Source organism: Alteromonas sp. D210916BOD_24 (assembly GCF_047159385.1).
Classification (GTDB): domain Bacteria; phylum Pseudomonadota; class Gammaproteobacteria; order Enterobacterales; family Alteromonadaceae; genus Alteromonas.
Genome location: NZ_AP038333.1, coordinates 1,435,021 through 1,449,643, shown reverse-complemented (window position 1 = coordinate 1,449,643; position 14,623 = coordinate 1,435,021). Strand labels below are relative to the sequence as shown.

Below are 14,623 nucleotides of genomic sequence, written 5' to 3'. Positions count from 1 at the left end.
TTAGCCCCCTGTCACCGGTGGAAACAACGCAATTTCATCACTGTCTTTAATAGGGGTGTCTTTGCTGCACAACTGTTGATTTCGAGCGGTAAGCACACTAGGGGTGAGCGCCAGGTTCCAACCTGGACTGCGCGCGCGCAGTACACTGATCAACATTGCAATAGTGGCCCCCTCGTCAAGGGTAACTGTCACATCGGTTTCACCGGCGAGCTCTCTCGTTTGCGCAAAGGTTTTTACTGTTATTTGCAAGGGGTTGTTCATGATTCGACCGTCGCGGACCAATGGCCAGTTTTACCGCCTTTCTTTTCCACAACCCGTATGTCAGACAGCGTCATCCCGGGATCGATAGCTTTACACATATCAAACAAGGTGAGTAATGCTACGTTGACCCCAGTTAGCGCTTCCATCTCAACGCCGGTTTTTCCGGTGAGTTTACAATAGCAGGTCGCTTTAATACGCCCTTTTTCTGCTTCTATATCAAAGTTAATGTCTACTTTTGACAAGGCTAACGGATGACAAAGCGGGATAAGGTCGCTACAGCGTTTAGCACCTTGGATCCCCGCTACTCTGGCGACGGCAAACACATCACCTTTGGCTATTGTAGCGTCACTGATTTGCGCAATTACAGCTTCACTAACATAGATGAACCCTTGCGCGGTGGCCTCTCGTTTAGTGTCAACCTTGTCGCTGACATCGACCATGTTAGCTTCGCCTTGGGTGTTTAAATGACTAAACTGACTCATCACGACACCAGGTGCTTAACAAAATTACACGGTTTAAAATCGGCGTCTAACTGACTGGCAATAATCTTTTCCCACGCGGTACGACAGGCCCCGGTAGAGCCGGGTAGACAAAAAATCACCGTATTATTCGCAAAACCTGCCAATGCCCGTGACTGGATTGTCGAAGTGCCGATTTCTTCATAGCTCACCTGACGGAACAACTCGCCAAAGCCGTCCACTTCTTTGTCAAAAAGTACTCGAATGGCTTCAGGGGTTGAGTCTCGATGGGTAAACCCGGTGCCACCTGTAACCACTATAGCCTGAATGTTTTTGTCTGCTATCCAGTTGGACACAATTGCCCGTTGCTGATAAATATCGTCTTTTACCAGCGCTCTGTCAGCAAGATGATGCCCAGCCTCGCGCAAGGCTTGAGTGAGATAATCACCTGACTTGTCATTGTCTAATGTACGCGTGTCTGAAATGGTAAGCACTGCGATGTTGAGGGGTTGCGTGACCAACGACATATAAAATCCTAATTTGAAGTGCGACTTTTTAGCTGGTTTTGGTAAAGTAACCGTCACAAAAATACTTAGTGGTTAATACTTTATAGGGGTGTAGACCATGAATTCAACAACAAAGTTGTCATAACCTATGTCTAAACACCTAACAAACACGCAAGCCATGCGTTACAACCGTCAGATTGTGTTACCCAGAATAGATCTCGACGGCCAGGAGGCCTTGTTAAATGCGAATGTCTGCGTAGTTGGTATTGGCGGATTAGGCACTGCAGCGTCAAATAACCTGTGTGCCAGTGGGGTGGGCAAACTGACGCTTATCGATTCAGATAACGTGGATGTGACAAACCTGCCACGCCAAACCTTATTTAGTGAAAGCGATGTAGGCATGACTAAAGTTGCCGCGGCAAAAGCCCGTTTAACGGACATCAATAGCAATTGTGAAATTAACGGGATTGAAGCTCACTTTAGCGAATGTCATGAAAATGAAATTGCCAACGCCGACATCGTGCTTGACTGTACCGATAATGCAGACAGCCGGGATCTTATCAATAGGCTTTGTTTTAAATATCGCACTCCATTGGTGTCGGGTTCTGCTATTCGCTTTGAAGGTCAGTTATTTGTTGCCATTCCAGGCAAAAGCCGTTGTTATGGCTGCTTGCGTCAATTATTTGAGGCCCCAGAATTAAGCTGCGTAGAAGCGGGTATTTTTTCTCCTGTGGTGAATATTGTCGGTACGTATCAAGCCATGCTGGCGATGCAGGTACTAATGCATTTTGACGATATACCGCTTAATACTCTTATGATTTTTGACGGCCTGCGTCACGACTGGCAGCACTGGCAACTGCCTGACAGTTTGTCTTGTTCTCTGTGCCAGGCTTAATTACGTAGCGAAATGACGCCCCGTGCTTTGAACGTTTTAAATAAATACTTTTGACAAAACAATACAGGGTAACCTCATGACCACCCAAGTAGTAAAAAAACATATGGTCGTGGCGCAAAATGCGTCAGGACGGAATATGAATGTCCCAATATACCGTATGAAAGGCGCTCGTCCAGGCCCTACTGTATATATCCAAAGCTCTATTCACGGTGCAGAAGTACAGGGAAATGTGGTTATTTATCACCTTATTCAGCGCCTTAAAACCATGGATATTTGTGGCGAAATTATATTAGTACCCAACTGCAACCCAATTGGTACGAATATCAAAGCCGGGGAATATACCCTGGGTCGATTCGATCCGGTAAATGGTACCAATTGGAATCGCGGGTATTTTTATGACCAAGGCGCTGTAGAAGCATTTGCTAAAACGGTCACGCCAGAAGAGTCAATAGACGCGATTAAACAGCGATTCCGCCAACATCTGTCCAATGCTATCGACACTAAATTGGCGCAACCGTGGGGGTTGGGCCTTGCGCAGCAACTTAATTTAAAGTTACAGCAGATGGCTGTTAATGCCGACTACGTGCTTGATTTACATAATGGTCCGGTATCTACCCGTCATATATACGTTCCCGAATACGCCAAAGCCAGCGCAGTTCTTTTCAATATTCCACATTGCATTTTTATACCCAATGTCTTTGCCGGTGCGCTGGATGAAGCAACGTTTTGCCCGTGGTGGACACTTCAGGGTTGCGTGAAAGCTCACCTTGGCCGTGACATTAACTTTGACGTCGAGGCCTTTACGCTCGAGATGGGAAGTCAGGAAGTGATTAACTTCAGCGAGGGCGATATAGATGCCAGCAGTATTTTAAGTTATCTAAACGCAAAAGGCGTACTGCATGATTGCACTATACAGCCCAAAGCAATGGACCGTTTAGGCGTAGCGTTAAAAGACTATAAAACCTTGTTCACCGATTGGGGCGGTATGGTGGAGTATATCGCTAAGCCCGGCCAAACCATCAAACAGGGCGAGCCGTTAGCACAAATTCTCAATATTGACGATCTCGACACTGACAATGGTAGCAGGATCCTAACGGCTCCGTGCGACCTTATCCCAATTTTGCATTTCCCTTCTGCTTCGGTGTTAAGTGGTACTCAACTGTACAAAGTGTTTACCAATTACCGCCTGCTGTAAGCGTCTAACGGATGAACGCGTCTCGACTGCCTGAATAACAGGCTATTGAGACGCGATTGTGAGTACAACTGGGCACGTATATGGATTATATAGGTGACCCTGGGGGTAATGGCTCCACCTCGAATAGACCTGGCCAGGTTTTAGTCGACCAGTAGGTGTCAAATTGTTCCTTCAATACATCGTATTCGTTATCGTCAGCTTCATCGTCCAACCATTCTGAAAACTCAAGCAGTGAACGTTCGGCGGCCAATTTCACTTCCGGCGCGAGTTTTTCACTGGACACTGCCCGCATAATGCTATTTAAGGCGATTAGTCTGAGCCGACGGGCTAACGGGCTGTCTAGATTGTTTTTGTACCAGTGCACGTTGAGAATTTGTTTAACTAATAGTGCAGTCCCCACTTTCATTCGTTTATCTTTCATACTGCTTACCTGCCATTCAAGACGATTTAACCTTTCTGGGTGCAGTAGCAGTTCGAAAGCGAAATTCGCTGCAGACGCCGCAGCCGACACCGGGTCAAGCATTAACCCCATCTTGCCCTTAAAGTGTTCTCGGGTAATGTCATCACCGTAAGCGGTTGGCGGAATAAGCGAAAGCACGGTATCGGGTATGGTTAAATAGTCAGAGGTGGTGGCGCTAATAAGTTGCTGCATTGCACGCTGTTGTACCAATGGAGCCACAAATTGCTGCCCCTGCGCTTTGGTGTAATCCCCTTTTCGTTCATATTCATACACTAGCCCACCCACCTGCTTTGCCACTGCTTCTAATTGGTATCTGTGAAGTAAATAAATGGGGACAAGCGCATTTTCCAACGATGACAGACTGCTATTCGGCGCTAAGGTGTTAAGACCTAGTTTGTTAAGCGCAAGTTTTCTGATAGCAGAGATATCATCAAATGCATCTAAAGGATCACTGCCGTTTTCCCACATATGTCCATTTGATGATGCGTGATGTGCACTGCGCGTGTCAGGGTCAGATTTAAAACTCAACCCATTGTTTCTGCCATTAACAATAATTTTGGCCAAGGCCTGTGCTTCGTCTTCCTCATTGGAAAAATCCTGATAACCATAGGCAATAGCATGTTTATCCCACGCTCCAATCCCCTTGTCATACGCACCGTCTAAACTCACAGAGTCGCCAACGATGGTAAGTTTGGGATGGGGATAGTCCATTACCGAAGCACGGTTGTTTTCACTCGCGGCAAAATTGTGTGCTATGCCTAACGTATGTCCAACTTCGTGGGCAGATAATTGCTTGATACGATCCAGCGCCATGTTTTGCTGAATACGGGTATCAGTATTTCCCTCGCCAAATGGGCTGGTCAGCCCTAATGCGATTAAATAATCCTGCCTTACTCTCAGCGACCCGAGTGTTACATGGCCTTTTATAATTTCACCAGTTCTGGGATCGACCACCGAAGACCCATAAGACCAACCGCGTGTTGCTCTGTGTACCCAGTTTATTACGTTATAGCGCACATCCATCGGATCGGCGCCTTCAGGCAATACTTTAACCTGGAAAGCGTTCTTATAGCCGGCAGCTTCAAATGCTTGATCCCACCAACTGGCCCCTTCTTTTAATGACGACATAACGGGCTCAGGTATGCCCGGGTCGAGGTAATAAACGATAGGTTCAACTGCGTCACTTTGTGCCGCATAAGGTGTTTTTTTAGTAAGGCGATGTCGGGTGATAAAACGCTGCTCTGTAGGCGCGCTAATCGGCGTGGAATAGTCAAAATAACTGAATTTCCAATACCCTGAGTAAGGATGATACACACGGGGTTTATAATTATCGTCAGGCAGTTCAATAAATGAGTGATGAAGATGCACCGTAAGGCTTTCTGGATCAGGCGTCACCTGACGAACATACTCACCGGGCCTCTTGCCAGAAAAGGTCACCAATGCTTCCAGCTCTGTATTTTTTTCAAAGCCTTTGGTTTTCGGTAAATATATGCCACTGCGGGACTTATCAATGGCGAAGGTACCTTGTTTGCTGCCGGCCAATCGATTGCCAATGCCATGTACGTCACTTAACAGAAAAGCCGTGTAGTCGATCAACATATGGGTTTGGTTGATGGCTACGAGTGAAAACCCAGCTATGACAGAGTCTGCGAACGCTTCGTCAATGCTTTGTTTTTCTGCGACACTGCCAAGGGCGGCACGGTATTGCGTGTTATGTTGCTTTAACAGTAATTTATTGCCAAATCGCTCAAAACTGACCAATCGGGTATTGCCCAATTGCCCGCGGTCAAGGCCAATATCATTTGAGCCGACACCGTAAGGCAAGCTACTTTGAAATAAATACTTCGTATCATTGATTGGAATGGAAAGATAAACCCTATCTTCAGCTTCGTCATAGTAAAGTGGGATCAACCCCTCTTTTTTTGTCATGGACGAAGTGTAGGTACCTATCTCCGGTAGCGCAGCCCACGTGGGGGACATGGTAACTATCGCAATGGTCATTATTGCGCTTACTACTTTTGCTTTTATCGAAAACACCGAAAAGCGCATTAACCGCCTCTTTACACCCTCAACGTGCCGCATTTTTCATCCCTTTTAAAATAGTATTGATTGGAATTTTATACCTTTGCCCAAAACAAAATAGGCTTACTTAGACTACTGGTATAATCGATGAACAATCAATACCTGCAAGACCACTTCCTGTTTTGCACGATAAACACTGAGTTGTGAAACTGACCACAAGCCAGTACTCTTGATGAATTCATTATGTAGACCGTTTTTGTCTTTTGACCTAATACATTGAGCGATACATGCAGTTTACTTCACGCGCTACAACACTATCCCCTTTCCTCGCCATGGCGTATGGTGAAAAAGCAACCCAACTAGAATTGCAAGGCAAAGAAGTGATACGCCTCAACTTAGGAGAGCCTGATTTCGGTGCACCTGATGCTGTTATTGACGCTATGAAAAAAGCGCTTGAGTCACCGACATTCCCCTACACATCAGCGTTAGGACTACCCTCGCTAAGAGAAGCTATTGCGACGTTTTACCAATCACAACACGACATTGACGTCGAACCTACGCGCATTGTAGTAACACCAGGCGCTTCCGGGGCCTTGTTACTTTGCAGCGCTGCTCTGGTAGAGCCTGGCGACAATATCATTTTAGGTGACCCTTCCTATCCGTGTAACCGCCGTTTTTTAGAGTCATTTGGCGGTGAAGTTACACTGGTGCCTACCTGTGCTGAGCAAAACTTTCAACTGACTGCCCATGATGTTGAGACCCATTGGCAGTCCAATACTAAGGGCGTATTAATTGCCAGTCCGGCCAATCCAACCGGTACTGCAATTCATCGTGATGAACTCATTGCCATTGGCAACATTTGCAAACGTCGCAAAGGGTTTCTCATCGTTGACGAAATATACCTTAACCTCTCACTTACGGAATCGAGTGACCTTAACACTATTTTGGCGGCAAATGACCTGCAAGATACGGTTGTCATCATTAATAGCTTTTCCAAATATTTTGGCATGACAGGATGGCGGTTAGGATGGTGTGTATTACCCCTTCCCATGGTGCCGATTGTAGAAAAACTTGCTCAAAACCTGTTTATTTGCCCGTCTCATCTATCCCAGCAGGCAGCACTTGCGTGCTTTACTCCACAGGCTCTCACGCAATGCGAAGAAAATCGCGTCGTATTAAAGCTGCGGGCACAGCATGTATTTTCAGCCCTTCGCGATATGGGACTGCCGTTAGAGGTACAGCCTCAAGGGGCGTTTTATGCCTATATCAATATACGCCCTACAGGGATGACTGCAGTGGCATTCTGTGACGCGCTATTGTCACAATACGGTGTTGCGCTCACGCCAGGCAATGATTTTGGCGATTACCAGGCCTCTCACTATGTTCGTCTGTCTTTTGCCACCAGCGATGAAAAACTGCAGGAAGGGCTTACGCGTTTAGCCAAATTTGTAGCCCCTCTTTTAGCCAACAAGCAAGGTGAATAGACGCATATCATCTAAATAAATTTTCACGCTGCTTTGAGATGGGTATATTGAAGGCAAAATGAGAAAAATAGGATTAAACAATGAGTCTCCAGCGTGAATTTGACGTCATTATTTTTGGCGCTACGGGTTTTACCGGTCAATTGGTAGCTGAGTATTTTCAAGCACAATACGTCAACCAACAGGATGTTACCTGGGCAATTGCAGGGCGCAATCAAGACAAACTCAATAACATTAAACGACAACTCGGAATGAGTGAAAACGTAGTGTGTATTGTGGCTGACAGTGATGATGCCAGTGCATTGGACGCCATGACAAAACGCACTAAGGTGGTACTGACGACTGTGGGTCCTTATCAGGTTTACGGTGAAAAATTACTCTCAGCCTGTGTGGATAACGGAACAGGTTATACCGATTTGTGTGGTGAACCTGCGTGGATGCACCAAATGATTGATAAATACCACGACAAAGCAAAACAGACTGGTGCACCCATCGTATTCTCTTGTGGCTTTGATTCAGTGCCCTTTGATTTAGGTGTGCATTACCTACAGCAGCACGCCAAACAAAAAGCTGGACAGGTCTTGTCATTCGTTAAAGGCCGGGTCAGAAAAATGCAAGGCACGTTTTCTGGCGGTACTGCAGCCAGTTTAAAAGCAACGATGGTAGCTGCACATAAAGACAAATCCGTGATGGCAGCGTTAATTAACCCATTTTCACTCGCGCAGGGGGACATGATCCAACCACAGCCGCCGGGCAATAAACCCTATTATGATGAAGCCTTGGGCTCATGGGTGGCCCCTTTTATCATGGCAGCCATTAACACCAAAAACGTCCATCGAACCAATTTTTTACAACACTATGCCTATGGCAAGACATTCCAGTACGAAGAAATGCTGATGACTGGCCCAGGTGAAAAAGGTGAAGCCATCGCCAATCACGTCGCAAAGGATAAGTCGCTCGCCAGCGACGATGGACCGAAACCTGGCGAAGGCCCAAGTAAGGAAGAAAGAGAAAGTGGGTTTTATGATGTGTTGTTTGTCGGCGACACAGAGGCGGGAGATGAGCTGGCCGTGTCGGTAAAGGGCGATAAAGATCCTGGCTATGGCTCTACCAGCAAGATGATTGCAGAGTCAGCCGTTTGCTTGTGTAAAGACGTTGCGCTCAGTGGCGGTTTCTATACGCCTGCTGCTGCGCTCGGCGACAAGCTAATTGCCCGATTGGAACAAAATGCCGGACTCACCTTTACAATAGAGAAATAAAGTAGCTGACAAGCAGGGGCTGTTGAACTTTGGCATACGAATTGTGGCCTAAATGTACAATGAAGCATCAATAGCCCCTTAAACAAAACTTTGCTTTAGTCTTTATTCTTTAATGGGACTACCCCATATCGGCGTGAAATAATAAGATAATGCCTCTGCCCAGCGTTGATAGCCTTCGGCATTCGGATGCAGTAAATCTGGCATTATCGCAGTAGACAGTTCCCCTTTTTCATTGAGAAAAACTGCATTGTAATTGGCGTAGTCCACCCCTTTTTGCATGGCTAGATCAACAAGTAACGCATTGGTCTTCACGTTATTACGTCGCTCGGGGACATCAGGATTTTCCCCCCGGGGGAAAATGCCCAGCAATAAAACCTGACTATCCGGTAACCGATGTGCAAATTCATCCAATATTCGCGAGACGCCTTTTGCGATATTTTCAGGGCGATCCATGCGATGCCCGGTGTTATTTGTTCCTATCATCATCACTATTAATTTGGGCTTAAGCCCCTGTAGTGCACCATGTTCAATTCGCCACAGCACATTTTCAGTTCTGTCTCCGCCAAAACCTAAATTCAGGGTGGGAATATGGGAAAAATAACGCTGCCACACTGCATTACCAGTGTTTTCCCAGCCATGGGTAATGGAGTCGCCTACTAACAGCAGTTCAGCTTCACCCCGTCCTGTTTCCATGCGCTTTTGCTGGTGACGCTTCATCCACCACTCATCCGCCCAGAACGCACGCAGAGGTGCAGGTGTTACACTAAGCGTGTCCTGTTCAGGACATAAGATAGTACCCTTTTCTTCACGTATGTTTATGTCGGCGACGGCCACCTCACCGGTGCCGTAATAATGCAGTTTGAACGGGGTGGTAAGTGTAGAAAAGTTTGCGTATTGACTGTCGAAACAATGTAAAGGAATGGCCACGTGCTGCCATCCTTTCCCCTGCCACAGCTTTGCCTGTGGCCAGATATCTACCACGTTGTGACAGTCTACCCCACATTCCACAGCTACTTGTAACCCCGCTTTGCTCACGTCTTCGGCCCGTAGGTCAAATGACAGAACATGAGAGGTTAACGTTGACGATAAATCCAATGGCGAGTTGACACGTAAGAACGCTTTGCCCTGCCATGCCTGCTCAAAAGAAAGGTGCAAGGCTGCAACATGCTGAGTGTTATCTCTTTCAACTTTCGCCCTCACCCCTTCTATTTCAACCAAAGCATCAATAACTTCCTTTTCATCACCGCCATTTTCAATATACAGACGAGATTCAGACAAGGCGGTTTGCAACGTGTCATGATGATGACTGCTCGGTGCTGCACATGCACCGAGTAGCACCACACAGATTATGGTGCTCACATAGCGGATCATTGGTTAGGGTTCTCTATTGTCATTGCTTCACCGGTATAGGTGACCGTGACATCTGGCTTGGCATCATAATTTGTCAATGTGTCACCTTTATCAATAAATCGAATATGGTAAGTACGCGAAGTCGCCATTGTGTCAAATTGTCCTTCTCGCTTCCCAATGGTGACTTTTCCTTCACTGTCATCGTAAGAAATAGGCGTATATGTGTACCCCCCTTTTTCGTAATCATAAGAGGTACCATCATCCTGATAAAGGTCAAATTCGCCATCATCGCCTGTGTACACATTTAACGTATAAGCACCATTGGGTTTATCATACACGTACTGAATCGATTCTCCTGTGGGAATAATCGCTCCCGCTTTTACAAACAGGGGGATACGTGACAGTGGTGCCTTCGCTTTTATGATCTGCCCAGCTTCTATCACATCGCCCGAGTAAAAGTCGTACCACAGACCATCTCCGGGTAAATACACATCTCTCACTCTAGATTGATATTGGTATACCGGGTTAACTAAAATAGACGGTCCGAACATGTAAGCGTCGTCGATGTTTTGCGCTTTGCGATCATAAGGAAAGTCCATCACTAAACCGCGCATGAGTGTGCCGTCTTTGTGAAACATATCACCTGCCTGCGAGTAGATATAGGGCATTAAGCGATAGCGCAATTCAATATGCGCTAATAACGAGGTGTAAACGTCTGAGCCTTCATCCGCAAGATTGAACACTTCACGGAACGGATTTTGTCCATGAGAACGAAATAGAGGTACAAATGCGCCAAATTGAAACCAGCGCAAATTAAGTTCTTGCCACTCTTTCTGGTGTTGCTGGGCCATTTCACTGTAGTGGCCTACGACTACATCACCATTGTAGCGATAGTGATTTTCAGGCGTAAACCCGCCAATATCCATGGTCCAGTTGGGCATACCTGATAGCCCTGTCCCTACACCCGCAGCAATTTGCTCTTTAAGATTTGACCAACGCGGAACGGTATCGCCACTCCAAATGGCACTACCGGTGCGTTGAATACCGCCAAACCCACTGCGGGTAAGGATAAAACTGCGCTTATGCGGATCGGTCTGGCGCTCACCTTCATACACACCTTGTGCATTGGGCAACGCATAGGAATTAAAATACTGTGCTCCTGTACCGATAGAAAGTGGACTCATTATCTCCTTGCGCTTTGTATATGACAGGTTGGAATGAATATCTGGTTCAGACGCATCCAACCACCAGGCATCAAAACCAAGTACATTAAGTTTTTCATTTATTTGACGCCAGAATATTTCCTGAGACTCTTGAGGATAGGGATCATAAAAGCCATTGAGATTGCCCTTTCCTATCCAGTCCAAGTTGCCTTCAACATTGACATTTTTGTTGAGCATGTACCCTTTTTGGTCAAATTCTTTATAGTTGTCAGTTGTACTGTAAAATTTGGGCCACACGGAAATCATAATATTCGCGTTTAGGTCATGTACCGTATCAACCATAGCCTTGGGATCAGGAAAATGGGTTTTATCAAACTCGTGGCTACCCCATGCATCTTCTGGCCAGTAAGACCAATCTAAAACAATATTATCGATGGGAATGCGCTTATCTCGGTATGTTTTAAGGGCGTTAAGTAGTTCATCTTGAGACTTATAGCGTTCCCGACTTTGCCAAAAGCCATACGCCCATTTTGGTAACATCACCGCTTTACCCGTAAGTTGGCGATAGCCCGCAATCACCTCGTCCGTGTTGTTGCCCACCACAACGTAATAATCAATTGCCTTTGCGGTTTCAGAGGCCAGTGACAAACTAAACTGGTCAGCCGCTGATTGAGGCGAATTATGGAGCAAACGGAAGTACCCGCCTTGGGAATCCCAGTTTACTTCAAAATTGACTCTCTGCGTGTTATCAAGCTCAAGTTCAGTATTGTGAAACCAGGGGTTCCAGTTCATTCGCCAACGATCCAATAGGGGTTTGTCGCCTATCTTTAACGATGCATAACCACTGCTGTACATTCTGAACTTGTGTAACCCTGCCTTATGCGGTTTTATTTGGCCTTTCCACACCACTCGCGGTTGTGTAACATCTCCCAATTCCTCTGGAAAAGGAACTTCCCGTGTATTGTTGTTAGCGAGAAACTGATAATCCAAATCGTCAACTTGCTGCTTTAGTAATAGGGTATCGCCATCGTAATAGTATGCGGTCAGGCCACCTTCCTGCCCCGTCTCGTCATACAGGGTAAAACTTGCCTTAATTGGCGACATGGGTTCAGGGTTGCCAAACCGAGTGATAGATGCGTTATCCCATAAAATACCGTAGTGACGGGTAGATACTACAAATGGAATAGAAATCTGCAGGTTATGTGTGCTTAACTCCACGTTATCACCAGCGTGGTTGATGCGACCGTCTTGATGCTGACCTAACCCGTAGAAACCTTCCTCACTGCTCTTATTCCATTGCTGGTTTATGGCATACGATGATTTACTCTCCCCGACGGGATCGGCAGTAACGGGACCAAATTCACCACTGTTTACACCACTAAGTAATACTTCCCCCTGATCGTTTTTTACGGTTATGTGGCCATCGTCAAGGGAAACTTCTGCGCTCATCGAAAGGGTATTGACGATTACGCTTCTATCCGTTTTTCGTACTTCGTACTCAGCGGTCGATTGTGCTACCACCATCAGACTTTCAGACAGCGTAGAAAAATTATCATGTGGCAACGCTGTAACGCGAATTATATCATTGTCTACTACCTGCAAACGGACAGCCTTGGCTTGCCCCTGAGCAGGCAACACGGTAATGCCGGCTTCGTTAGCGGTATATGTACCGGCGCTGCTCACCTGACTGGTTTCTTTACTTTTAGCAGTAATACTGTCACATCCGACAAGGGATGACGCGCCTAACAAGGCTACCGTCACCATAAAAGCCAATCGATACGATTTTTTCATCGAGCTATTCCTTTTTACAAAATTCATTGTTGATATGTCGCCATTTTTATTTTGAGAAGATGAGGCTTTGAGGTGAAATTCAGCCCCCAATCAGTTTGATCACCGTTCCATACTCTTTCGAACACCCACTGCCCCTGTTCGTCAAAATGCCCCTCTTCTACCCGCTCTATCATGTATGGGGTACCGGCAATTTCAGACGACGGCGTTAAAGAAACACGGGCACGAAGTGCCGTGATAACAAACTCATCAGGACCGAGTTTGGCAATAAGTGCACCACCGGAAGCTGGGTGATTCCCGGTGGGAGGATCTATCCAGAACATAGGTCGACCATAGGTCACTTCGGCGTTCCACCTGCCCAAATCCACATGTTGTGTGTAATTGTCTGCCTGATCATGGGCGGTATCATTAACTTGTTGGGACACCTGCGCATTCCACACAGCTTCATCTTTTGTTGAATCATGGGGCTCAGCTACTCCCCACACAGTATTTTCCAAACTTAGTTTTGACCATACATGCGCCCAAGGTGCCATCAGGGAATATATTTCAGCAAAAGGCGCAATTGTGGACTCGTCAACGTGCTTCGCGCCCAACGGGAAATTGGCATAATCGGTATAGTCCATACCAAAAGGGGCAAACCCTATCCCCTGTTTACCCATGGTCGAAAAGAAGTAACGGGCATAAGGTTGATCATTGCCTATTTCCGCCACAAATAACGGATTGTCTGGTCGGCTGTATAAACTCAATACGCGCTCTACTGTTTTGTGGTCTCGAAAGTAAATATCTGGCGAGATCATATCGATGTGGGGCGCAGCAACTTTCCATATATCGATCACATTGTCCGTCGGCCCCCCCATCGAATACCCAGTTCCTGGATTGAACGGATTTCTCAACGCCACGTTAACATTCATGGGAATGTTCTTTATCGCTTTGCCCACCGCCGCAATTTCATCCACGTAGCGCGCAATGGACCAGGCATGAAAATATTCGTCTGCATCGTTACCAAATACGGCTTCCCATGTACCCGGTTCTGTGCGGTAATAATCAATAAGCGCTTGTGGCACAGCTTGATTGAATAACGCTGTGGCGTGAGGGGAAAAATCGCGCTTCGACCCATAGGTTCCCACTTCGTTTTGAACTTGAACCATTATCACTTGATGATTAGGGTCATTATCCCGAAGATAGGTCATTAACTTTTCAAAAGCGCGTTTATCCGCTTTTAACGTCTCAGTACCGTGGGGAGAAAGTGAATTAAGTGTTCGCTTGTCATTGGTCACCACCCTTGGGAAACGCTTATTGTCTAATTTCACCCAACTGGGTGCATAATGTGGTGCATTGTTTTTCCACGTAGCAAACCACAGCAACACCAATTTTATATTGCGCTCAGACGCTTCGTTAATTAACACGTCTAAGTAACTAAAATCGAAGTGCCCTTCTTTGGGTTCAATTTGTTCCCATGCCACGGGGATGCCCAACGTATTAGCCTGCATAGTCTCTACAACAGGCCATACCTTACTGAGTATGGCTGGGTAATTCGCCGAATTATTACTTTGCGCGCCTAAAATGAGAAAAGGTCGACCATCGACAAACAAGGCGTGTCGCCCCTCTTTAGTAACGACTTGAGGTAGCGAATGCGTTGCTAATCTAGAATTTGAGGTGTCGTTTTTAACCGGTGACGTAGACTGGCAGCCACACAGGATAAACACGCAGATCGCGATAAAGTGCAATAGCTTACATTTTTGCATAACGTTTCGTATTCATTGAAATTATAAAGATGAATAGGAA

General features: G+C 46.3%; 11 protein-coding genes. 4 read left to right on the top strand and 7 right to left on the bottom strand.

What is annotated here, in order from left to right; translation table 11 throughout:
* From ACMCM8_RS06275 to moaB, 3 genes are read right to left on the bottom strand one after another with little or no spacing between them, the layout of a single operon-like run.
* The gene (locus tag ACMCM8_RS06275) at positions 1-261 is read right to left on the bottom strand and encodes a MoaD/ThiS family protein (RefSeq protein WP_412726555.1); all 261 of its coding nucleotides are present in this window, start codon (positions 259-261) and stop codon (positions 1-3) included.
* Positions 258-743 (bottom strand): cyclic pyranopterin monophosphate synthase MoaC, encoded by a 486-nt coding sequence (gene moaC / locus ACMCM8_RS06270; RefSeq protein WP_412726553.1) that lies wholly within the window; start codon positions 741-743, stop codon positions 258-260. The genes ACMCM8_RS06275 and moaC overlap by 4 nt, the downstream gene beginning before the upstream one ends.
* The gene (gene moaB, locus ACMCM8_RS06265) at positions 743-1,246 is read right to left on the bottom strand and encodes a molybdenum cofactor biosynthesis protein B (RefSeq protein ID WP_412726551.1); all 504 of its coding nucleotides are present in this window, start codon (positions 1,244-1,246) and stop codon (positions 743-745) included. The genes moaC and moaB overlap by 1 nt, the downstream gene beginning before the upstream one ends.
* 127 nt (positions 1,247-1,373) lie before the next feature.
* Between moaB and ACMCM8_RS06260 the strand changes: the two genes are divergently transcribed.
* Together ACMCM8_RS06260 and ACMCM8_RS06255 are read left to right on the top strand one after the other, a co-directional pair.
* Entirely contained in the window at positions 1,374-2,120 is a 747-nt protein-coding gene (locus ACMCM8_RS06260; protein WP_412726549.1) for a HesA/MoeB/ThiF family protein, read from the top strand.
* Positions 2,121-2,196: 76 nt separating this feature from the next.
* Complete coding sequence (locus tag ACMCM8_RS06255; protein WP_412726547.1) at positions 2,197-3,315, top strand: succinylglutamate desuccinylase/aspartoacylase domain-containing protein; 1,119 nt, start codon at positions 2,197-2,199, stop codon at positions 3,313-3,315.
* A gap of 85 nt (positions 3,316-3,400) precedes the next feature.
* Here the strand turns inward: ACMCM8_RS06255 and ACMCM8_RS06250 are convergent, their stop codons facing one another.
* Positions 3,401-5,824, bottom strand: a complete 2,424-nt coding sequence (locus ACMCM8_RS06250; protein ID WP_412727632.1) for a zinc-dependent metalloprotease — start codon at positions 5,822-5,824, stop codon at positions 3,401-3,403.
* Positions 5,825-6,084: 260 nt separating this feature from the next.
* On the opposite strand from ACMCM8_RS06250, the gene ACMCM8_RS06245 reads away from it, so the two are divergent.
* Both ACMCM8_RS06245 and ACMCM8_RS06240 read left to right on the top strand, forming a co-directional pair.
* The gene (locus ACMCM8_RS06245; protein WP_412726545.1) at positions 6,085-7,281 is read left to right on the top strand and encodes an aminotransferase class I/II-fold pyridoxal phosphate-dependent enzyme; all 1,197 of its coding nucleotides are present in this window, start codon (positions 6,085-6,087) and stop codon (positions 7,279-7,281) included.
* Positions 7,282-7,361: 80 nt separating this feature from the next.
* Positions 7,362-8,537: a saccharopine dehydrogenase family protein gene (locus ACMCM8_RS06240; protein WP_412726543.1), complete on the top strand. Its 1,176-nt coding sequence runs from the start codon at positions 7,362-7,364 to the stop codon at positions 8,535-8,537.
* A 102-nt stretch (positions 8,538-8,639) separates the two neighbouring features.
* Here the strand turns inward: ACMCM8_RS06240 and ACMCM8_RS06235 are convergent, their stop codons facing one another.
* The 3 genes from ACMCM8_RS06235 to ACMCM8_RS06225 are packed head-to-tail and all read right to left on the bottom strand — an operon-like array spanning position 8,640 to position 14,583.
* The gene (locus ACMCM8_RS06235) at positions 8,640-9,896 is read right to left on the bottom strand and encodes a GDSL-type esterase/lipase family protein (RefSeq protein WP_412726541.1); all 1,257 of its coding nucleotides are present in this window, start codon (positions 9,894-9,896) and stop codon (positions 8,640-8,642) included.
* An 8-nt stretch (positions 9,897-9,904) separates the two neighbouring features.
* A complete protein-coding gene (locus ACMCM8_RS06230) occupies positions 9,905-12,841 on the bottom strand; it encodes a glycoside hydrolase family 31 protein (protein WP_412726539.1) in 2,937 nt (978 codons plus the stop codon).
* 23 nt (positions 12,842-12,864) lie between these two features.
* On the bottom strand, positions 12,865-14,583 hold the full coding sequence (locus ACMCM8_RS06225; protein WP_412726537.1) for a DUF5597 domain-containing protein: 1,719 nt from the start codon (positions 14,581-14,583) through the stop codon (positions 12,865-12,867).
* Between the last annotated feature and the right edge of the window lie 40 nt (positions 14,584-14,623).